19 protein-coding genes are annotated in these 21,665 nt (G+C 39.7%); 12 read left to right on the forward strand and 7 right to left on the reverse strand.

The annotated features are described in order from the left end of the window. Positions 1–7: 7 nt before the first annotated feature. Entirely contained in the window at positions 8–1,162 is a 1,155-nt protein-coding gene (locus tag PQG54_RS11135) for a cysteine desulfurase family protein (RefSeq protein WP_271790623.1), read from the reverse strand. A 23-nt stretch (positions 1,163–1,185) separates the two neighbouring features. Continuing rightward, the gene (locus PQG54_RS11140; protein ID WP_271790624.1) at positions 1,186–2,283 is read right to left on the reverse strand and encodes a cysteine desulfurase family protein; all 1,098 of its coding nucleotides are present in this window, start codon (positions 2,281–2,283) and stop codon (positions 1,186–1,188) included. A gap of 256 nt (positions 2,284–2,539) precedes the next feature. Between PQG54_RS11140 and PQG54_RS11145 the strand changes: the two genes are divergently transcribed. The 4 genes from PQG54_RS11145 (at position 2,540) to PQG54_RS11160 (ending at position 6,408) form a co-directional block, all read left to right on the forward strand. After that, positions 2,540–3,202, forward strand: coding sequence for an alpha/beta hydrolase (locus PQG54_RS11145; RefSeq protein ID WP_271790625.1), 663 nt, complete (start codon positions 2,540–2,542; stop codon positions 3,200–3,202). Between the two features lie 119 nt (positions 3,203–3,321). Further along, positions 3,322–4,842, forward strand: coding sequence for an APC family permease (locus tag PQG54_RS11150; protein ID WP_271790626.1), 1,521 nt, complete (start codon positions 3,322–3,324; stop codon positions 4,840–4,842). A gap of 267 nt (positions 4,843–5,109) precedes the next feature. After that, positions 5,110–5,604, forward strand: a complete 495-nt coding sequence (locus PQG54_RS11155; protein ID WP_271790627.1) for a hypothetical protein — start codon at positions 5,110–5,112, stop codon at positions 5,602–5,604. 435 nt (positions 5,605–6,039) lie between these two features. Further along, positions 6,040–6,408, forward strand: a complete 369-nt coding sequence (locus PQG54_RS11160; RefSeq protein WP_271790628.1) for a DUF4186 domain-containing protein — start codon at positions 6,040–6,042, stop codon at positions 6,406–6,408. A 4-nt stretch (positions 6,409–6,412) separates the two neighbouring features. Here the strand turns inward: PQG54_RS11160 and PQG54_RS11165 are convergent, their stop codons facing one another. From PQG54_RS11165 to PQG54_RS11180, 4 genes are all read right to left on the reverse strand, one after another. Next, complete coding sequence (locus PQG54_RS11165) at positions 6,413–7,549, reverse strand: glycosyltransferase family 4 protein (RefSeq protein ID WP_271790629.1); 1,137 nt, start codon at positions 7,547–7,549, stop codon at positions 6,413–6,415. 9 nt (positions 7,550–7,558) lie between these two features. Further along, positions 7,559–9,484: a heparinase II/III family protein gene (locus tag PQG54_RS11170; protein ID WP_271790630.1), complete on the reverse strand. Its 1,926-nt coding sequence runs from the start codon at positions 9,482–9,484 to the stop codon at positions 7,559–7,561. Between the two features lie 42 nt (positions 9,485–9,526). Continuing rightward, on the reverse strand, positions 9,527–10,198 hold the full coding sequence (gene rpe, locus PQG54_RS11175) for a ribulose-phosphate 3-epimerase (RefSeq protein ID WP_271790631.1): 672 nt from the start codon (positions 10,196–10,198) through the stop codon (positions 9,527–9,529). 152 nt (positions 10,199–10,350) lie between these two features. Then, positions 10,351–11,613 (reverse strand): RsmB/NOP family class I SAM-dependent RNA methyltransferase, encoded by a 1,263-nt coding sequence (locus tag PQG54_RS11180; RefSeq protein ID WP_271790632.1) that lies wholly within the window; start codon positions 11,611–11,613, stop codon positions 10,351–10,353. Between the two features lie 161 nt (positions 11,614–11,774). Here PQG54_RS11180 and PQG54_RS11185 point away from each other — a divergent pair, with 161 nt between their 5' ends. The 6 genes from PQG54_RS11185 to PQG54_RS11210 all read left to right on the forward strand — a co-directional run bounded on the left by PQG54_RS11185 (position 11,775) and on the right by PQG54_RS11210 (position 17,764). Beyond that, complete coding sequence (locus PQG54_RS11185) at positions 11,775–12,566, forward strand: glycosyltransferase family 2 protein (RefSeq protein ID WP_271790633.1); 792 nt, start codon at positions 11,775–11,777, stop codon at positions 12,564–12,566. A gap of 54 nt (positions 12,567–12,620) precedes the next feature. Next, the gene (locus tag PQG54_RS11190; protein ID WP_271790634.1) at positions 12,621–13,301 is read left to right on the forward strand and encodes a YggS family pyridoxal phosphate-dependent enzyme; all 681 of its coding nucleotides are present in this window, start codon (positions 12,621–12,623) and stop codon (positions 13,299–13,301) included. 246 nt (positions 13,302–13,547) lie between these two features. Next, on the forward strand, positions 13,548–15,488 hold the full coding sequence (locus tag PQG54_RS11195) for a potassium transporter Kup (protein WP_271790647.1): 1,941 nt from the start codon (positions 13,548–13,550) through the stop codon (positions 15,486–15,488). 5 nt (positions 15,489–15,493) lie between these two features. Further along, positions 15,494–16,666, forward strand: coding sequence for a radical SAM family heme chaperone HemW (gene hemW / locus PQG54_RS11200; protein ID WP_271790635.1), 1,173 nt, complete (start codon positions 15,494–15,496; stop codon positions 16,664–16,666). A gap of 33 nt (positions 16,667–16,699) precedes the next feature. Then, complete coding sequence (locus PQG54_RS11205) at positions 16,700–17,119, forward strand: DUF1489 family protein (RefSeq protein ID WP_271790636.1); 420 nt, start codon at positions 16,700–16,702, stop codon at positions 17,117–17,119. A gap of 93 nt (positions 17,120–17,212) precedes the next feature. After that, positions 17,213–17,764 carry an SPOR domain-containing protein gene (locus PQG54_RS11210; RefSeq protein WP_271790637.1) on the forward strand — a complete coding sequence of 184 codons (552 nt, stop codon included), beginning with the start codon at positions 17,213–17,215 and terminating at the stop codon, positions 17,762–17,764. A 15-nt stretch (positions 17,765–17,779) separates the two neighbouring features. On the opposite strand, the gene PQG54_RS11215 is transcribed toward PQG54_RS11210, so the two are convergent. Next, positions 17,780–19,135 (reverse strand): hypothetical protein, encoded by a 1,356-nt coding sequence (locus PQG54_RS11215; protein ID WP_271790638.1) that lies wholly within the window; start codon positions 19,133–19,135, stop codon positions 17,780–17,782. A gap of 175 nt (positions 19,136–19,310) precedes the next feature. Here PQG54_RS11215 and PQG54_RS11220 point away from each other — a divergent pair, with 175 nt between their 5' ends. Then, positions 19,311–20,414 carry a lytic transglycosylase domain-containing protein gene (locus PQG54_RS11220; protein WP_271790639.1) on the forward strand — a complete coding sequence of 368 codons (1,104 nt, stop codon included), beginning with the start codon at positions 19,311–19,313 and terminating at the stop codon, positions 20,412–20,414. 14 nt (positions 20,415–20,428) lie between these two features. Further along, complete coding sequence (locus tag PQG54_RS11225; protein WP_271790640.1) at positions 20,429–21,577, forward strand: DUF3142 domain-containing protein; 1,149 nt, start codon at positions 20,429–20,431, stop codon at positions 21,575–21,577. The last annotated feature ends 88 nt before the right edge of the window (positions 21,578–21,665 follow it).

Raw genomic sequence — 21,665 nt, forward strand, 5'->3', positions numbered from 1 at the left:
AAAATGATTATCTTCCTGCCATAATATCTTCATAAGCACAAGATAAAGCATCAATAACTTGCTGTATTTGAGGGTACGTTGTCATCCGACCAAACGATAATCTCAAACTTTGTAATGCTTGTTCTTTTGATTTACCCATCGCCAATAAAACATAAGACGGCATCAAAGAAGACATCGTGCAAGCAGATCCTGTTGATAAATATAAATGAGGCGTTTTCTTGAAAAGATCAAGAGCTTGCACCCCAGGAAACCATAAATTCATACTGTTTGGCAAAGATTTTTCCAAAGAACCGTTTAATCTTATTGCTGGAATTGCCTTGCGTAGTCCCTCTAGAAATTGTTGTTTATACTGTGCCAAGCCTGAAATTTCTTGCTTTCCTTCTTGCTTTAAAATCTCACACGCAGCCCCTAACCCAACAATCAAAGGCACAGCCAGCGTCCCAGAACGAATCCCTCTTTCTTGATAACCACCATGAAACAAAGCGGACACCCTTACTCTGGGTTTACGGCTGATATATAAGGCACCAACCCCTTTGGGGGCATAAAGTTTATGTCCTGATAGTGATGCAAGATCAATATGTTGGAATGACAAAGGACTAATTTTACCAATCGCTTGCGCCATATCGCAATGAAATAAAGCCCCATATTCATGCGCGATTTGAGCCAATTCCTCAATTGGATGCAATACACTTGTTTCATTATTCGCAGCCATAATACTGACCAATAATGTTGGCGTTTCTAAAGCTTTTTTTAAATGCTCTGGATCAATCAACCCTTCATCATCAACGGGCAAGATAACAATTTCAATCCCCCATTCAGCCAAAGAATGAATGGTTTCCAAGACAGCTTTATGCTCTGTACAAACCGTAATAACTCTGCGCGCTGGATTACCTTGTTTTAGTAAATATTTAACAGCCCCTTGAATGGCGATATTATTGGCTTCCGTCGCACCAGAAGTAAAAATAATTTCGGTTGGTGAAACGCCTAATAATCCAGCTACTTGCGCTCGTGCGTGTTCAACCGCATGTTGGGCTTGTTGCCCCAACGCATGATCCGAATGGGCATTGCCAAAAGAATTGGTGAAATAAGGCAACATTGCCTCCACGACTCGTGGGTCACAAGGGGTAGTCGCTTGATAATCTAAATAGATACATTGATCCAAGATATCTCAACCTTTACAAATCTCTATGAAGCAACCATTCGACAATAAGCCTCTATAAATTGTTCTGTTTCTTGTTCGTTATTATTCCAAGGCAAAGAAACACGAATACTATAGCCAGCCAAATGCTGTAATCCCATGGCGATTAACACAGGGGATTTTGCCACTTTACCCGAAGAGCAAGCCGATCCCGTCGACACGCAAAACCCTGCCATATCCAAGGCCATCAACTGTTGCTGGGCTGATTTCCCTTCGAATGCTAAACAAGACGTATTATCCAACCGCTTGGCACCCTCTCCACAAACCACAGCACCGTGTTTTTTCGCTGCTGCTTCAATCGCATCACGCATTTTAATAATAGCCGTTCGATCTTGAATATAAGAAGCCCTTACAGCTTCCGCCATTCCGACGATCATTGGTAGTGCTTGTGTCCCGCCTCTACGTCCTTGTTCTTGACCACCGCCAACAAACAAAGGATCTAATCGTTTAGCCCCTCTGATATTTCCTGATGCCAATAATAAAGCTCCAATTCCTTTAGGCCCACCCATTTTATGAGCAGAAATCGCCAAGCTATCTGCGCCCAGTTCTGACAGATCAATTTTTATACGCCCTGCGGCCTGAACCGCATCGACATGCAGCAAAGCACCATAGTGATGACACAGTTCCGCTGCTTCTTGGATAGGATGCAGTACGCCCGTTTCACTATTCGCCAGCATTAAGCAGACCAACGGTGGCGTTTCCGCCTGTTGGAGTGATTGCTCTAAAAAGCCCAGATCAACAATACCTTGCTGAGTCACGGGTAAAATGGTTTTAGGATAATCAATTTGACTGATTGCGGGATGTTCCGTTGCACCAACCCATAGGGGGCGATCTTGCTTTTGTCCATGAATCGCCAAAATATCGGCTTCTGTTCCACCAGAGGTAAAGATACAATTTTGAACATCGCCACCGAAATGATCTGCAACCACTTCACGTGCATCCTCGATCATATGATAACAACGCCGCCCCATCGCATGAACAGAAGAAGGGTTGCCCGTGATATGCAACGCTTTGACCATCTCTGATATAACAGAATCTCGAACAGGTTCGCTGGCATTCGCGTCTAGATAAACAGGCTTATTCATTTTAAATCTTCAATATAGGAAAATGGTCAGTTAGTTTACAAAATTTACCAATATTTTCTCAAGGAAAAAAAGGATAATTTCATAACTTATTATAAAATGACAAAATAAGACGAATATTATGTAATTTAATCACAGTGAGATGATTAAATTCTTTAAAAATGCTTTTCCTTTATATAAAATCGTTTTATAGAAGTAAGCTCTGTGATTATTTTCCAACAATCCAGTTTATCATTATATCTAACTAACGGATAATTATATGCCAGAGGTAATGTTTGCAGGTCCTGCAGGTCGTCTTGAAGGGCGGTATCATCATTCTCATGAACCTAACGCCCCTCTTGCGTTAATTCTTCACCCACATCCCTTGCAAGGGGGAACGATGAACAATCGTATTACCTATACGATGTATCAAACGTTTCAAAATTTGGGTTTTTCTGTATTACGTTATAATTCTCGGGGGGTTGGACGCTCTCAGGGGGAATATGATGGTGGCATTGGTGAAATCTCTGACGCAGCCGCTGCGTTGGATTGGTTGCAAATGGCCAATACAAACTCCAATGAACTCTGGATCAGCGGATATTCCTTTGGTGCGTTCGTTGGGATGCAACTTTTGATGCGCCGCCCTGAAATCCAAGGCTGGATCAGCGTCGCTCCGCTTGCTAACCATTATGATTTTAACTTTTTGGCTCCTTGTCCTTGTGGTGGATTAATGATTGCAGGTGAAGCCGATACAATAGTACCTGTTGGGGAAATCGATAAACTTGTTGAAAAGCTGAATGCACAAAAAGGCATTGATGTAGACTACCGTATCTTACCAAAAGCCAATCATATTTTTGCTAATGAAGCAGATAAAATTGGTCTAGCGATTGAAGAACATGTCCAGGACATCATTAAACAACGCAAAGAATCGCTACCAGATTAATATTTTTCGTCAAAGAGCGCCTTATTAAACAGCGTGCTTTGACGATTACTGTTTTACATTTCACGAGTAAATCAGTTGTTCAATGAAGAACTGATTTTACCGCCAATTAAATTTTAAGTATGTCCCTTATTTCAAAACGTAAATCCCTTGAACAAATTACAAAAGAAGCGAACTCCCACGGTTTGCGTCGTTGTTTAGGCCCTTGGCGTCTTACCACCATTGGAGTAGGTGCCACAGTCGGTGCAGGGATTTTCGTTATGACAGGTACTGCCGCAGCTAATTTCGCAGGACCGGCTGTTGTATTATCTTTCATTATTGCCGCAATTGCTTGTCTCTTTACTGCACTTTCTTATGGTGAGCTTTCTTCTACAATCCCCGTTGCGGGGTCTGCATATAGTTATGCTTATACTTCATTAGGTGAAAAGTTTGCATGGGCAGTTGGATGGCTGTTACTGTTGGAGTATGGGATTTCAGCCGTTTCCGTAGCCTCTGGCTTTTCAAGTTACAGCGCCTCTTTGCTACAAGATTTTCATATTAACCTACCTTCCTTTATCCATCATCCGATGTTTCAACCATCACCCGAAGGATATGGCAAAGGAATTATGGTTACCAAATCGATTGACTTGGTTGGTGCAATTTCGGTTATTATTGCTTCAATTGCCTTATTATTTGGTGTTTCAGAATCTACAACAATCAATGGAATTATCGTGACATTAAAGGTTGGGATTTTAATATTATTTATTGCCATTGGAATTTTCTATATTAACCCTGTGAATTTAACCCCTTTTATCCCTGAATCAACAGGTACTATGAATTTTGGGACAACAGGAATATTCAGAGCTGCATCGACCATATTTTTTGCTTATATTGGTTTTGAGGCCGTCTCTACCGCCGCATCAGAAGCAAGAAAACCACAAACTGATATTCCTTTTGGCATTATTGCCTCCTTGGTTATATCCACTTTAATCTATATTGGGGTTGCTTTTGTTTTAGTCGGTGTCGTGCCTTACAAACAATTAAATGTTTCCGATCCATTAGCGATTGCCACCAATTATATCAATATTCCATTCTTAACATGGACCTTGAAAATCAGCGCTGTTATTGGGCTATGTTCTGTTATGTTGGTATTATTATATGGTCAAACCCGTATTTTTTTCATCATGGCGAAAGACGGATTATTACCCCCTGCATTTTGTAAATTACATTCTCGATACAAAACGCCTTGGCTAGGCACGCTCATTTTAGGTATATGCGTTTCCGTTGCCACTGCTTTTTTGCCTATAGATATTATTAGCGATTTGGTCAGCCTTGGGACTGCCACTGCGTTTAGTATTGTATGCCTAACCGTTATCTGGCAACGGAATGCACATCCAGATTTACCACGTCCTTTTAAAGTACCTTTTGGAGGTTTTAAAATAAAAGGAGTATGGATTGGATATATTCCGTTGTTAGGCATTATGTGTTGTTTAACGATGATTGTTCCGCTATTGATTGATATGGTTGCATCTATATTTCATCATAATCCTATTCCAATGATTTTATTAGTTTCCTATGCATTGGTTGGTTTTTTTGGATATTACAGCTATGGTCGAAAGCATTCTGTACTAGGAAAGCAAATCCAATCATCTGATGAAACTTAGTCCATATTTGTTCATAAGAATTATACAAAGTGCACAATTTATGCCATTGCATTCCAGTTATCATTGCTATACTTGAATAGAAATATTTTGTAATAATCCTGTTGGTTTTTACCATCGACTTATTTAGCTGTGTAAGATATCTCTAAAAATTTAGTATTCTCACCTGAGTTGAATAAAAAATAAAGAGTAAAAAAACTTTATATTTCATAGAATAAACAGTAATTTACTATTCTGACCCTATATACGATGAATTGAAACATAACGATTATGATCAAAAAATACCTGCCCTTTATCTCTTTATTATTGTTTTTCCCTTTGACGGCTAATGCAGTGCCTGCACCTGTTGCGATGCTGCCTTTGACAATTGAAACGGCTATTAAGCAATTCACACCTCCTTACTGTCAAAATGGGTTACAAGGATTGGGCTCGGCAGTAGAAAAATGTTACGAAAATACCAAAGATACCAGTGTTACCATCGATATGTGCGTCTTAGGGGATATCACGATTGCCAAACTATTGATCCAAGATAAAAAAGCGGATCTTTCTGTATTAGATAGGAAACCTTCAGAAGTGATCGCTGATAAAAATATCCCAGTCAGTGGCACTGAATCTTATTTAAATTTTGCCTCTGTGGTTAAACGATTACAATTATTGGGCGATATGCCACGGTTTTATATCTATAATAGCCCACAAATCTTGGCTTATTTACAGCAAGGTGCTGATCCTGTTTATAAAGGTATTACCGAAGGATGTAAGAAATAACAAACATTATATCGGTATGATAAAATTGAGACTATTTGTGGTTAAACGAAATAAAGTTGGCGTGGATTTAATATGAAATCAATGTAATAAAAATTCATAATATCTGAAGAGCAAATGGAGTTTATTTCAAATTCTTGAAAAAGGGACATGAAATTAATCATGATCTAATGCCCATTCTGTTCATGGGGTAATACGTCAAACCCGATGACGTTGAGCCTACTTTTGCCTGAAAAAACATGATGGCGATGGATCAACATGCCCTAAAAATCATATTCTGGTATTATCTCTTATATTAATGATGAATCCTCATTTTGGGGAAATCGAGCATGAGGGAATGTATGGTTCGATAAAAAAAATTATATTCTGAAATGCATTAACGCACTGATCCTTTCGACAAGGAAACTCCCCACAAAATATAACAAGAAACTCGCAAACATGCCTCTTCCCTCACCTCATGATATTTTGAAACGATTACATAATTCTACTTTTCGGGCTCGTTTTACGTTAAAAGACAATGAACTTGCGTATCTAGATCAGCAAGGAATGGATAAAATTATGTCTCACGCGCATGATTTTATCGCGCAGCGACTTGCTCCAGCCGAGCCTAAAAATGATGGCAAGCAAACCCCTTGGAAAGGACATCCTGTCTTTATCGCCCAACACGCTACGGCAACTTGTTGTCGAGGATGCCTGCAAAAATGGTATCAGATTGCTCAAAAACGTCCTTTGACCTCAGATGAGCAAACTTATATTCTATCCGTCATTCAATTATGGTTAATACAGGATTTACAAAAACACTCATAAAGCGTTAATGGGGTAATAATGTCCGCATTGCTTTTTGTAATTGCTGCTCTTCAGTAAAACACGCCACGCCACGTTGTCGACCAAGCCGACCCATTGCTTGACGTTCCTTTGAATATTCAATCATCCATGCCATCGCCTTTGCCAATTCTTGCACTGAGCCAGCAGGCACTAATAACCCCGTCTTTTTATGCTCTACTTGTTCACGTGGGCCACGAATTGCGGTGCTTATGACGGGTAATTCCGACAACATTGCCTCGACAATAGACATAGGTAACCCTTCGAAATGACTGGGTAGCACAAAAACATCCGCCGCTTTCATCAATTGGTCAATATCGTCTCTGTATCCCCATAAACGAAGCTGATCACCTAATTTTTCTTTGGCGGTGTCAAATGCACGATCTAACGCATGTCCATGATCGGAAGATAATCTTTCCCCAACAATCCATAGTTCGATATTCATATTTCGTGCAGCAAGTGCCATAAATGCTGCTAATAATTCAGGATATCCTTTGTGACGCACTAAGCGAGAAACAATTAGAAACACTGTTTTATCGTCATCAATCCCAATCTCTAGACGTATTGCAGAACGAATGGTTGAATCTGGTGCAAATTTCACAGGATCTCTGCCATTCCCAATATAAACAGGTTGTGAATGTATTCTTAATTTTTTAGCATCTTTGGCTTCTTCGGCAGAAACCGTCATATATAAATCAGTAATTTGTCCAGCAGACCATTCCAAAGCAAACGATAATCCGCGTCTGATCCAAGATTTAACCCCTTGTCCTGCTTGATTAAATAAATAACCATGACATGTATAAGCAATGATCGGCGTACCACAGAAAAACGCTGCCAGTCTGGTCAAAAAACCACTAATAGGCATATGTGCGTGAACAATATCAGGCTTTTCCTGTTTTATAATTTTATAAATCGCCCATAGTGCCTTTATTTGACCGATGGGCGCATAGGAACGAATAAAGGGCACTGTCTGAATGTCAAAACCCTCTTGCCGAACCTTGGTTAACAAATCCCCTTCTGCACAAACGCCAATGACCTCATGTCCTTGTGCTTTTAAACCGCGCATCAAGGGCAGTAGGAACTGATATAATGAAAAATCAACATTAGTGACTTCAAGAATTTTCATAATGACAATCTATAATTTACGGTGCAACGCCCAGCGAACAATTTGCGGTGCATCAACTTCTTCTATGGGGTTATCCGTTTCAAGAGCGTGCTTTTCTTTTTCGTGATTCTCTGTCGGCTCTGATATTACCGTTTCTTGCGGCACAGTTGTTTCAAGCACTGTTTCAGAATGTAAAGCAGGATCGCTTTCCTGCCAACTTCCTTGATCATTGTTTTTATTATGAAAAATAGCCACATAATCTGAACTTTCCTCTGGTTGTTCAGCCAATACCGTTTGAGTATCGACTTCGTGTGTTTCATCTGTCTTGGATAATAATTCTGTTTGAACAGAAACGACCTCATCCTTATTTTTCTTCTCTGGAACCGTTACATATAACACAATTTGTTTGCTTAATACACGGCTACCACTACCAAAATAAACACTTTCTTCTATTCTTGCATTTGCACCAGAAAACCGAAACCACCAAATTTGTCGACCTTCATGAGGATTATTGGCCATTAATGCATAAACATGCTCGGGCTTACCATTGACAAACTCAATAAAATCCTCTTCAACGACAATAGAAGGATGAAGATGAAAACGCACCATAAAAGGATATTGTTGAGGGCCGTCGATACGCTCTTCGCCTTTCAAGATTTGACCATTTGACGATAAATAAATAATTCGCTGATAAATAACACCATAACGTTTTAACCAGCCATTATGCCCCATCTCTAGAAGATGTGCACCCTCCTCTATATGGTGTTTAGCAACGGCTTCGAAATGAGAGGCCACTTTGCCCTGCACGAATTCTACTGAATCCGTGCCATTCAAATCAAGTACAGAATGCGCAGCGGTACATCCCAAAATTGATCGCCATGTTTTGGTTTCACCCGCCCCACAATTGACAAAAACACGCTGTTTACCTACCGAGAATTCTAAAGAAAGACACCCTGCATGCTTACTTCTACGGCCAATGTCCGCAGGTGTTCCACTATCAACCAACAAAGTCGCCCTGTTGGCATAACAACGAATATATCCCCCTTTGGTCATATTGGTCATCGCAACGCGTTTTTGGGTTGCATGAAATAAAATACGATCAATGGATTGCGGATTTGATTCGTTTGATCCATTAAATAGAGCCAGTCCACCATCACCATGGCGTAGTGCTCTTAATGCTCTGCTCAGATTATCCAAAGCACTAGTTAATTCATTGGGTGGTCGTTGTTTAGTAAGTTGATACATTAATTTGATTTCAACCAAATCTTGTAACACCATTAATTGGATTTCGGCGTTACGCTCTATATGAACACCATCTTCTAAAATTTGGTTGGCCAGCTCATTTTTTAAACATCGGGTTATTTTTACGGATAAATCAAATTGTTCTGGCAAGCACAATGAAACAGCCATGACCCCTTTCAACATCGCAAATGCATAATAGCTGCCTGCGGTTGGAGGTAACATGGCTGTTATATAACGCCCTTCTATTAGAACACGATGCATGAATTGCCGTTTAAATGCCTCATCTGCCGAGGAGGCAAAAAAATCATAATGACCCAGCCAATTTATTAGTCGCTTTCCTAAAATATCGCTACGATAAGCAACCTTATGCTGAGTATTGGGTGGACGGCTCATCCAATCAACGATTAAAGCACGTGCGCATAATCTGGCATTATCAGTGCCAAATTCCCGTAAATCACGTAACCAAGAAAAATCGTAAATCTTGCATAACCCATCAACAGGAATATTTTGCTTACCCCACAATCCTGGCTGCAAAGGGATGATATAATCTTTGTAGATCAATTCCCCTTTGGTCAGATGCATTCCATAAATGGAATTTCCATTCCATAAATCACGCAAGAAATAGGCTGGATTTAACGGGAGTTTACCATAACCAACGGGGGGCAAACGTGCCAAAGACAGCCGCATTTTTCGTAGCATGCTTTGTAAAGCCATCCTGACCTGCCCCCTTCTTGTTCAACAGATAATAAATAATTGTTATTTTCTATCTGTTCCACGCAATGCATTCATCGCTTGACGGTAATCTTTTTGACCATAAACCGATGTGCCAGCAATCAAAACATCTGCCCCAGCCTTAATCACTAATGGTGCTGTTTCCTCTGTGATACCGCCATCAACACTGATACGAATATCCCGTCCTGTGGCATCAGCCATTTGGCGAATTTGTTGTATTTTTGGCAGTTGGCTTGCAATAAACTTTTGCCCGCCAAAGCCTGGATTGACGGTCATAACTAAAATTGTATCCACCATATCCAAGACTTCAGAAATTGCCTGTGCTGGGGTTGACGGACATAATACAATCCCTGCTTTGATTCCAAAAGATTTGATTGTTTGTAACGTACGATGTGCGTGTGGACCTGCTTCGATATGGAATAAAATATGATCTGCCCCTGCCTTGGCAAAAGGCTCGATGAATAAATCGACAGGTTGAATCATTAAATGCACATCAAAAGGGAGTTTACTGTAAGGTCGCAACGCTTTGATAACCGAAGGACCAAACGTCATATTCGGCACAAAATGCCCATCCATAATATCCAAATGAATCCAATCCGCACCTTGTTCATCAACGGCCTTGATTTCTTCACCAAAACGAGCAGCATCTGCAGAAAGGATACTTGGGGCAATGAGAGGAACGGCTAAAGCTGGCATAAAAACTCCATTCGAATGATAAAAGGATTCACACTTTATTGTAATAGTTCAATAAAATGACATTAAATCAGATAAAAAGAAATATGATATTCATACAATTTTGCCAATTTCTCTGTTTTTTTAGCAAAATTGCGTTCATACATCATAGTAAATCACTTTTTAATAAATCTAGCCATAAAAAATCCATCCAATCCCCCTTTTTCTGACCACATAGAGGGCAATGTCCTAACCCAGCCTTCCTTTGTAATACTTTCGGGCAAAAACGGAACGTCATCAACGGTTAATGGTAAAGGGGATAATTCAGGCAAACTAGACATATATCGTGCTTGCTCTTCCGCTTCGGCCGTTTGTAACGAACAAACACTATACATTAACCGCCCACCTGGTTTTAAATAGTTTAGGGCTGCCTGGATTAATTGACGTTGCACGTTGACCAATGTGCTAATTTCTTTTGGTTTTTTGATATGTAACACGTCTGGATGGCGTCGAAAAATACCTGTGGCAGAACATGGGGCATCTAATAAAATTGCATCAAATTCGTCTTTATATTGCAATTGAGCAGCATCCGATTGCACAATTTTTGCCTGTAACTGCAAGCGAGCCAAATTTTCTTTTAAGCGTTTAATGCGTTTTGGATCTTTTTCAACAGCCACGACTTGTCCGCCAGCCATCACAAGCTGAGCGGTTTTTCCACCAGGTGCAGCACATAAATCGGCGACTGTTTCACCCTGTTGCACATTCAGTAAATATGCAGGTAATGAAGCAGCCACATCTTGCACCCAAAATTGTCCTTCTTCAAATCCAGACAAATGATTGACTTTTGTGCCGACGGGATAACGATAGCTATCTGCGCATAATAATGTTCCACCCTCTGGAGCAGACAAACCCGCTTTTACGGAAAGATCCAAAGGCACTTCATAATTCAAGCATTGCGCTAATTGGCGTGGATGAAAGCCTGCTTTATCCCATTCTTGCCATAACCAAGATGGTAAATTTAAACGCTCTTGATCGAGCCCTTCTAAACATTCTTTTCCTTGATCGGCGACTTTACGTAAAACCGCATTCACCAAACCTGTAAACCCAGAAAATCCGTTTTTACGAGCCAAATTCACCGTTGTATTAATTGCCGCATGCCTTGGTGTTTCCAAAAATATAATTTGTGCAACACCTAACAACAAAATGACAGAAACAGGCTGAGGGGGCGCTCGTCGTAATAAAGGTTCAATAATGGCTTCTAATACGCCCTTTTGTCGTAAACAGCACACAATTAATCGATAAGCAGCAGCTTTGTCGCGACTATCCGCATGACGAGATAATAGATGGTCTAAAACAGCATCCAAAGAACGGTTACGTTCCAAAACTTGACAAAGTGCTTCAAAAGCGATTTGACGTGTGTCGTCTTTTTCTTTATTCATTATTTCTGACTTAATCTTACAGTTTTCGGTTTGATGGGATTTTCTTTGTTGTACTCTTTAAATACATATTTTCAATCCTACATCCCTTAAATATGCCACATTTCTGCTTATTATAGTATCTTTATTTTAATATACCACGACAAGGAACGTTACTTTTCACCATGAAGAAATGGTCTATCTTGCTGCCTTATTATAACGAAAAAAATTTCTTGCCTGGCACACTAGAGTCAATTTGCTCTCAACATTTCAAAGATTTTACATTAATTTTAATCAATAATGCATCCGATGACGAATCCGAAGAGATTGCTAAGAAAACATTAGCTGCCTATCCAGATATTGATGTTGTGTATCTATATGAAGCCCAGCCTGGAAAAACCCTTGCTTTACAAACAGGATTAAAAGCGGTTAACACACCTTATGTCGCCACGATTGATGCCGATACTTATTATCCCCCTTATTATCTTTGGTTTTGCAATCATATCTTTGAACAAGATCCCGAAATCGTTGGGGTAATGGCTTGTGATATTTATGCCCCTTATTACGACTATCAAAGCCAGAAAAGATGCCGTAAAATTGTCAGAAAATCAAAAATATTCAGCAAACAATGCCATGCGGGTGGATATGCCCAAACGTTCCGCACAGAAAGTTTAAGACAAGTCGGAGGATTTGACCAAAATATATGGCCATATGTCCTGATGGATCACGAAGTTATCCATCGTTTACTTAAAGTTGGAAAGACATATTATTCTGCTAAACATTGGTGTATGCCTTCTGAACGACGAGCAGATCGTAAAAAGGTTCAGTGGAATAAACTTGAAAAGATGCTCTATGAATTCACACCTTTTTTCCTAAAAGATTGGTTTTTTTACAGTTATCTAAGAAAAAAATTCCAAGCACGTAAAGCCAACATCACACAGTTGCGCGAACATCTATGGGAAAAAAATGATGGATAAAGCATCCTGTTCATTCTAGTATAAAAAGAATTTCCATCTATACTGATTTTTATAATGAACGATATTAATATACAACAAAATCTTGATAAAATTATACAAAATATCGAGCAAGCTGCTTTGCGTTGTGGTCGTCAACCCAACGATATTCAATTAGTTGCGGTATCGAAATTTAACCCGATCACAGCCATTCAATCAGTAATTGACCATCATCATTTTACTTTTGGTGAGAACCGTATTCAAGAAGCCAAGGAAAAATTCACGCCTCTGATTGAAGCACATCCTAATATTCAATTACATATTATCGGCGCTATCCAAACCAATAAAATCCTCGATGCTGTTAAAATTGCTAACGTCATTGAAACAATTGACCGCGTTGCGTTGCTAAACCCCTTACAAAAAGCAATTGATAAAACTGGGCGATGCCCCAACTTATTTATTCAAATTAATATTGGACAAGAGCCACAAAAAGCAGGGATTTTACCTTCGGAAGCAAACGAATTCATAGAGCTCTGTCTGAAACAATTTGGTTGCAAAATACAAGGTGTGATGGGCATCCCCCCCGTTGGTCATCATCCTGTTCCCTATTTCCAACAACTGGCCAAATTCGCCCATCACTATGACTTACCTGAAATTTCTATGGGGATGTCCGCTGACTTCGAAGACGCAATTACGTGTGGTGCCACACTCGTGCGTGTGGGCTCTGCTATATTTGGGGATCGTCCCGTAAAAATATAAAAAACTTTTCAAAACATATAAAAAGCTATATGTGTCGTTTGTTTTGGCTTACAGTTATTGTTGAATAATCTGTAGCGATTATGAATATATGTGGAGTTTCTTTACATGACTGATTCTTCAAACGAAGAGGATAATCATCACAAAGACGAATCATCGTCGACAAAAGCTGATGATGCAAAATCTGTGATTATTTCTGCTGATGGTGATGCTGTTCCAGAACCAACAGAAGAGATACAAGGCGATGTTATGGTTCTTCCTTCACTGGATGAAGAAAGCCAAATCACTGAATTTGGAACAGATCAACCAGAACATAAAATGAAACCCATAAATGCAGCGATCTTGATGACCGTTCTTGGGGTTGTATATGGTGATATCGGCACAAGCCCTATTTATGCATTCCGTGCAACAATGGGGGTTGTTTCCAATCATCACGCTGATTTACAACGCTGGGAAATATTTGGGATTATCAGCTTGATTTTCTGGGCTTTGGTTTTGATTGTGACCGTGAAATATGTAATGCTGGTAATGCGTGCCGACCATAATGGCGAAGGCGGCATATTGGCATTAATGTCTTTGGCACAACGTGTTACCAAAAACACCACTGGCAAAGTCGCCTTGGGTATGGTTGGGATTGCTGGAACCTGTCTCTTCTTTGGGGATGGAATGATTACACCAGCCGTTTCAGTCTTATCAGCGATTGAAGGGCTAGAAGTTTCTTTACCAAGCGTTCAAGAATTTATTGTACCAATGGCACTAATCATTCTTTTTGGTTTATTTTGTATGCAAAGCAAAGGAACTGAACGCATCGGCAAGATATTTGGTCCAGTCATGTTCCTGTGGTTCAGCACGATTGGTATTTTGGGATTGTTGCAAGTTATACAACATCCTTTTGTCCTTGTTGCTTTATCCCCATATTACGCTGTTTCTTTTGTGATCCATCATGAATGGATGGCATTTTTGGCCTTGGGATCTGTTGTGTTAGCGGTCACTGGTGCCGAAGCGCTTTATGCAGATATGGGACATTTTGGTAGAAAACCGATTGGATATGCATGGGTATTCTTTGTACTGCCTGCATTGACTTTAAATTATTTGGGTCAAGGTGCATTGGTTTTGACCAATCCGCATGCATTAAGTAATCCTTTCTTTTATTTAGCCCCTCATTGGTTTAATATACCTTTGGTTATTTTATCAACTTTTGCCACTGTGATTGCCAGCCAAGCAGGAATTTCAGGCGGCTTTTCCCTTGCTAAACAATTAACCCAACTTGGATATTTCCCACGATTACGTATTTTACATACGAATGCTCATGAAGAAGGGCAAATTTATGTTCCTGACGTGAATCATGCTTTAATGATTGGTGCACTATTACTCATTGTCAGTTTCAGATCGTCCGAAGCTTTGGCAGCAGCATATGGTATTGCGGTGACTGGGACATTTATTTGTACAACCACGTTATCTTGCGTTGTGTTCCATAAACTGTACAAATGGCCAGCCTATAAAGTTGCGATCATATTTGGTATTTTCTTCTGTATTGACATTCCATTCTTTACCGCCAATGCGTTAAAAATTCCCGAAGGTGGCTGGGTACCATTACTCCTTGGTATTTGTTTAACCATTATGATGACCTCTTGGAACAAAGGACGAAATATCATTATTAAAAAACGTGCTCAAGATGCGATGCCGATTGCTTCTTTCTTAGCTCGTTTACCTCAAGGAAAAATTACCCGCGTTTCTGGAACGGCGATTTTCATGACGCCAGACCCGATGTCCATTCCGAATTCTTTGATTCATAATTTACGGCATAATAAAGTCTTGCATGACCATGTTCTATTCGTAACGATTGAAAACTTAAAGCAACCCGAGGCAGAATACGGCCATCGTATTGCCATGCGTCAGCTTGCGCCCAATATTTATCAAATTATTGTGCGATATGGATTTATGGAAATGCCTAATTTGCCAAAAGTTTTGGAACTGCTAAAATCTCAACCTCAATTAGATTTCTTTGATCCCTTACAAGCATCCTACTTTACAACCAGAGAGCAAATCGTTCCTGCTTCTATTCCAAAGATGAGCAAATGGCGGATGGCAATTTTCATGTTCATGAACAGAAATGCCAGCCCTGTGACAGACTTCTTACGCATTCCTGCGGATCGTGTGGTTGAATTAGCCGTGCGCGTATCTATCTAATAGAGATGAAAGCAACAATTCAACATACACAACAAGGCATTGGGCTTTATATTCATTGGCCCTTTTGCCTTGCCAAATGTCCGTATTGTGATTTCAACAGCTATGTTGCTGAACAAATCCCACAAGAGGCTTATGCCAAAGCCTTGGTGCAAGAATTGCAAACAACCTTAGCTGAAATTCCTAAAGTTCCCCTGACTTCTATCTTTTTTGGTGGGGGAACGCCCTCTCTAATGTTACCCTCCACTGCCCAGAGATTAATTGATACTGCAACTTCTTTACTACCTGTATCTGAAAATCTGGAAATAACCCTAGAAGCCAACCCAACCAGTGTTGAAAATCAAAAGCTTAAAGATTTTTATCATGCAGGGGTTAACCGCGCATCGTTGGGTATTCAAAGTTTAAACCCCACTGCCCTCAAAGCATTGGGCAGAGAACATTCTGTTGGGCAAGCGATTGAAGCATTAACCATCGCCAAGAAAATTTTCCCTAGGATTTCTTTTGATCTCATTTATGCGCGTGAAGGTCAAACCATTCAAGAATGGGAAGGTGAATTACAAGAAGCCTTGGCTTTGACGCACGATCATTTGTCTTTGTATCAATTAACCATCGAGCCAGGCACGATTTTTGCCAAACAATATCGCCAAGGAAAAATCACGTTACCTGATGAAGAACTCAGCACAGCAATGCTGACCACTACGGAAATGATTACGAACCAATATGGGTTACAGGCTTACGAAATTTCAAACTATGCCAAACCTGGTGCAGAAAGCCGTCACAACTTAACATATTGGAAATATAAAGATTATATCGGCATTGGGCCAGGGGCACATGGTCGGGTGACTTTGGATCAAACTTTATATGCCACAGAACGTCATAAAAATCCTGTTAAATGGTTGGAACATGTGCAACAGAACGGACATGCTTTGTCAGTCAAAGAGGCATTGACCCCCGCCGAAAAAGCACAAGAAATGCTGCTTATGGGGTTAAGGTTAATAAAGGGTGTTCAAGCACAGCAATTTGAAAGAAGGTGTGGAATGGCTTTAACAGATGCAGTGAATATGTCCATGTTAAGTGCATTGGTTGAAGAAAATTTTCTCTCTTGGGATCAAGAGTGTCTTAAAACGACACCTCAAGGCCGTTTACGCCTGAATGCGATCTTGGAGGCTCTCCTGAAATAATATACACTATATGTGTAACGAAAGGGGTTTTTAATGCTGCATATCACGAAAGTTGCTGTTGGTGTTACAGATGTTGAAGAATTACAACAAATTAACCTGCGACTAGCTAAGGACAATAATGGCTATCCTTATACGTTAACCCGCTTCCCTCCTAAACAAGTTGAAGATATTTTACAAGGTGGATCCTTATATCGGGTCATCAAAGGCTCTTTATGCTGTCGTCAACTCATCAAAGATTTTATCCCCAGCAAAAGAGATAACGGCAATCCATGCACAATAATTTTGTTAGAACCAGAAATTATTCGCACGCAATCCATTGCCATGCGTCCTTTTCAAGGATGGCGATATTTAAAGCCACAAGATGCTCCGATTGACTTGATTACTAATGGAGCTCAACTGCTTGATATTCCAGTCAAACTTCGCAAGGAATTAGAAGAACTTGCCTTACTATAAAATTATAAGGTGAAACCATAAATATAAATTGAAGCACTTCGTTATTTTCTGATATATATGAATAATCGTTTCTTTATTTTAAAGAGTATCATAATGGTTCTTATTCACAGATTTAGTCTTGCTCGTCCATTATACTTCGCTCGCTTTCTTCCTTTGATGATTTTGTTAAGTTTTGCAGCCTGTGGTAAAAAAGACCCCGCGTCGGAACCGTTGAAGGTAACCCCTAATGAACGTATTGTTCCCTCATCTTCTCCAAAAGAGCCACCGATTATTATCTTGTCACCCTCTTCGGGTAACACTGGGGCGTATACGCCAACAAGCAATAATTCAACATCGCGTAAAGTAAAGAAAAAGGCATCTTTACCTTCATCCTCTTACAGCACCAGCAACACGGCCACCAGCCAAGGCAATTACGCCGTCCAAATAGGGGCGTTTTCATCTGAAGTAGTTGCCAATCGTGCTGCCAGCCAAGCCCGTCAAAAGGCACCTTCTTTGCTTTCCTCCGCAACAACACAAATTGATACAATCCCCAAAAATGGTCAGTCTTTATATCGTGTGAAACTCTCTGGATTAACAGCAAACTATGCCTCTCAAGCATGTACTGAATTAAAACAACAACAGATGTCTTGCATCATCACGAGGTAAATTTAAAATTTTCCTCTAAATTACTGCGAATTTTTCCCACTCTCTTGGTTCGACATGACAGAACTCGCTGTTACCTTCAAGATCTACATGAAAGCATGATTTGCGTTCTGGGGTATAGATAATCACTGTTTGATCCTGTTTCTCGATCGCCAGCATATCATTCGCTTGGTTATCAGCATCAAAAGGCACCAAAGAGATTGCTTGCTCATTATATCTCAATGCAAACATCATTTCTTTCCACACACAAACAAGCTGATTTTTATATAGCCGTAAAGGAACAAGATGAGTGTCATGCATAAATATATGTGTTGTCGTAATTTTTTTCTGAATTTGATCAAAAGCAAGTAAACGACCGCTATGCGCCACTAGGTAATGCAATTGATTCAACAATGGATTAGGATGAAGTTCAAATTGTTCATTGATTTGATTGGCTTCATATAAACTGCAATACAAAAAACCTCTTAAAAAACAACTTTGCAACAATGAACGGCTTTCTTTTATATACCCACGCATTGCTAGCTGGTAAGTGACGGATAAATGACGGACGTAATCGTCATAGACAATATGATTATTTTTCACTTGCGCTAAAGCCTTGCTAATCAATAATTTATAAATCAACAAAGGATAACGATCTTTAAGTATTAGGATCTTGCTATAAATATTATAAATATGATGCCTGCGAACCTCAGCCACTCTACGAATGACATGATGGTCTTCTTCTGTCACTAACATATCCAAAATAGATTTAAATTCTTCTGATCCTTTTAAGCTATTCACAACTAAATGATGAGCAAATGGCACAGGCACAAGCACGCTATTGGGTAAATTTTCTATAATTTTATTGGCATGTTGATGATCGATATCGTTATAGCCTGGTATTCCATGGTAAGTATCATGGGCAATATAGAGTTTCCCTGTAACTTCATCGGGTTGAATCGTGGTTTCCTGAATAGAATATGGCTCCAACCGATCAACCGTTCGTTGCATAATCGGGCAGACAGGCGCAATCTCTGCATCCAACGTGTATCGAGCACCCATTGCAAAAACAATATTAGCGTGCAGAGCTGCTGAGAATTTTAACGCAGCATAAGCACCCATAGATAGACCAATGATGATGATTTTTTTGTAATATTGTGTAATCTCATTACACAAAGGAATAATATGATGCATATCAGAATGCTGATAAAAATTATCAATCTTCGTTGTAATTCCTAAACAAGATAAATGATATTTTTCGACAATCGGTTGTAGAAAATAGCGATTATATGCCTGTTCTGTTTGATCTGCTGATGCAAAACTAATGATAATATAATCACTCTCTGCCTCATGAAAATGTAACAGCAGCTCCTCGCCCTCGAAAATAATCATCATCTATCCTTTATTACGGCGTTTCCTAGCCACGATATCATAATTTATTCTTGCAAATAATGACATTTTAATAATCATACAAGATCATCTCCTTTTATAAAAACTGAATATGACTTTAACAAAACAATCATTCTCTGATATACCTATACATAACTGCTTAATTAAGGTTAGAATAAGAATGACAATCCATCACAAGATACAACATCATTCATTATTATATGTCTTACGTTTTTCACCAATTTTGGCACTTATTTTATTAACTGCTTGTGGGGGTGGCGGTAATAAGAATAAAAGCGGCGTTGTCTCATCACGTTACAGCAATTACATGGACAATCATCCAGAATGGCGACCACCAGGACCACCTGCTGATCCTTGGGGACCTTATATTAATCAATCCTCACAACGATTTAATGTCCCCGATCAATGGATCAGAGCCGTAATAATGCAAGAATCCCGTGGATATCAATATTATAATAAACGCCCGATTACCTCACCTCATGGTGCCAAAGGGTTAATGCAATTGAAAACCCCGACCTATCGGGATATGGCAAAACGATATAAGCTGGGCAAAGATCCCTATAATCCACAAGATAATATTATGGCTGGCACGGCGTACATTCGTATTTTATATAACCAATTTGGCGCGCCTGGATTTGTTGCTGCGTATCATGGTGGACCTGGCACACTCAGCAATCATTTAAAACACGGTTCCTCTTTACCCAAAGCAACCAAACAATATTTAACCGCAGTATCTGCTAAACTTGGCAATGACATTCCCATGAGTGGGCCTTTTGCTAAATATGCTAGTGGATCATCCAGACGTTCTAAATCAAAGACACCTTTACCCCTAGAGGCCTATTACACTCCAAAATCCTATGCGCCGACGACAATGGTTGCACAAAATACCGTTCAGCCTCGGAAAAGAAGGAGTTTAAAGAGTGGCTCAACTTATAAACCGATGACTCCTATTTATCCAACCCAATCACAACCCCGCCCCAATATTGTACAAGTTGCTTATGCCCCCACTGCATCTGCTTCCAAAGGCAATTGGGGTGTTCAAGTGGGTGCCTATCCCTCAATCAGTTTAGCACAACAAGCCACCGCCAAAGCACAATCAAAAATAGCAGATAGTTTCTCTTTCGCCAACCCATCTATAGAAAGCGTCAATAAAAATGGAACCACACTTTATCGCGCACGATTAACAGGGATTAGCCAAATATCAGCAATTCAAGCCTGTCGTCAGCTTAAACAAAAAGGGATGAATTGTATTACTGTACAATAAAATATTGTTATCGATTGATACAATTTGTATGTATCTGTCTGCTGTTTTGCTTAACCTACAGCACCCACAGCCACCGTATTTTGCCACAAGAAGTCTATATTTGGCAGAAAAAATGGAATCAATATTTACAACCAGCCATAGAACAAACCACGCCCTATGTCATAGGATGGCGGTTTTTAGCAGGTGAGTTTGAACCTGATGGACAAGTCATTTATCCATCCATTCAATTTGATCATTTACAACAAACGAACTTACCTTTGACGGCTGTCTATCGATTTGATCGTTTGCGCCCGCTACCTTCTGTTGACGAGGTTTTAACCCTCATTCAGCAATCTCCTGCCTATCAAATCCACCACATTCATCGCATAGAGCTTGATTTAGATTGGCCAACGCCCAAACTGTCTTTATATATTCAATTGCTCCGTTCTTTAAAAGCAAAACTGCCCAAAGATGTGCGGTTAAATATTACCATGATCCCAGATTGGATGCGGTCGCCTGTGTTTCCAGAATTGACAGAGCAAGTCCCTTATCCTGTTTTGCAAGTCCACAGTGTTGATAATCCCCACATTGGATTATTTAATAACAATACTGCACTTATGTATATTCAGAAAATGAATAGGTTAACACGTCATCCATTTTATGTCGCATTACCAACCTATGGTCTAAAAATACAAACCACACCATCCGGAACGATTTATGCCATAGAAGGAGAAAATGACTTTAAAACAGGTAAATCTGGTCAAGAATTATACAGCAATCCTCAACAAGTCAGAGCGTTAATTGAACAATTACAACATAATACACCTATTAATCTTAGAGGAATCATTTGGTTTCGCTTGCCAATCGCAAGCGACCAACGAAATTGGAGCCTTGATACATGGATGGCAATGATTAAGCATCAAAATTTACATGGACAAATTATGGTCAAAGAAATCCCTGATCCCAACACCCCTGAAGCAATAAAAATTACGCTGGTCAATCAAGGAAATATTGCGCTACCCTTACCATCTATTGTATCTTTGAGATGTAAGACCGCAGATGGATTGTTCCCTTACCAATTATCGGTCAATCACCAAGGAAAATATATATTAAATTTAACAAAGCAAATAGCACCTTTGAATACTCATCAAGAGCGTGTTATTGGCTGGATGCGATGTGATTGAATATGTATGTTTTAAAAATGATATATATATCATTCTGTATTTTACTTCCTAATGCAGCAAGGGATCGAGATCACACTCTGAGAACCAA

The organism is Commensalibacter communis (assembly GCF_947179015.1).
GTDB classification, from domain to species: Bacteria; Pseudomonadota; Alphaproteobacteria; order Acetobacterales; family Acetobacteraceae; genus Commensalibacter; species Commensalibacter communis.

Bases quoted from the DNA above. Each gene is read 5' to 3' on its own strand.
- PQG54_RS11140 (WP_271790624.1), bottom strand. From the start codon at position 2,283: ATGAATAAGCCTGTTTATCTAGACGCGAATGCCAGCGAACCTGTTCGA.
- PQG54_RS11145 (WP_271790625.1), top strand. From the start codon at position 2,540: ATGCCAGAGGTAATGTTTGCAGGTCCTGCAGGTCGTCTTGAAGGGCGG.
- PQG54_RS11150 (WP_271790626.1), top strand. From the start codon at position 3,322: ATGTCCCTTATTTCAAAACGTAAATCCCTTGAACAAATTACAAAAGAA.
- PQG54_RS11155 (WP_271790627.1), top strand. From the start codon at position 5,110: ATGATCAAAAAATACCTGCCCTTTATCTCTTTATTATTGTTTTTCCCT.
- PQG54_RS11160 (WP_271790628.1), top strand. From the start codon at position 6,040: ATGCCTCTTCCCTCACCTCATGATATTTTGAAACGATTACATAATTCT.
- PQG54_RS11165 (WP_271790629.1), bottom strand. From the start codon at position 7,549: ATGAAAATTCTTGAAGTCACTAATGTTGATTTTTCATTATATCAGTTC.
- PQG54_RS11170 (WP_271790630.1), bottom strand. From the start codon at position 9,484: ATGGCTTTACAAAGCATGCTACGAAAAATGCGGCTGTCTTTGGCACGT.
- rpe (WP_271790631.1), bottom strand. From the start codon at position 10,198: ATGCCAGCTTTAGCCGTTCCTCTCATTGCCCCAAGTATCCTTTCTGCA.
- PQG54_RS11180 (WP_271790632.1), bottom strand. From the start codon at position 11,613: ATGAATAAAGAAAAAGACGACACACGTCAAATCGCTTTTGAAGCACTT.
- PQG54_RS11185 (WP_271790633.1), top strand. From the start codon at position 11,775: ATGAAGAAATGGTCTATCTTGCTGCCTTATTATAACGAAAAAAATTTC.
- PQG54_RS11190 (WP_271790634.1), top strand. From the start codon at position 12,621: ATGAACGATATTAATATACAACAAAATCTTGATAAAATTATACAAAAT.
- PQG54_RS11195 (WP_271790647.1), top strand. From the start codon at position 13,548: ATGGTTCTTCCTTCACTGGATGAAGAAAGCCAAATCACTGAATTTGGA.
- hemW (WP_271790635.1), top strand. From the start codon at position 15,494: ATGAAAGCAACAATTCAACATACACAACAAGGCATTGGGCTTTATATT.
- PQG54_RS11205 (WP_271790636.1), top strand. From the start codon at position 16,700: ATGCTGCATATCACGAAAGTTGCTGTTGGTGTTACAGATGTTGAAGAA.
- PQG54_RS11210 (WP_271790637.1), top strand. From the start codon at position 17,213: ATGGTTCTTATTCACAGATTTAGTCTTGCTCGTCCATTATACTTCGCT.
- PQG54_RS11215 (WP_271790638.1), bottom strand. From the start codon at position 19,135: ATGATGATTATTTTCGAGGGCGAGGAGCTGCTGTTACATTTTCATGAG.
- PQG54_RS11220 (WP_271790639.1), top strand. From the start codon at position 19,311: ATGACAATCCATCACAAGATACAACATCATTCATTATTATATGTCTTA.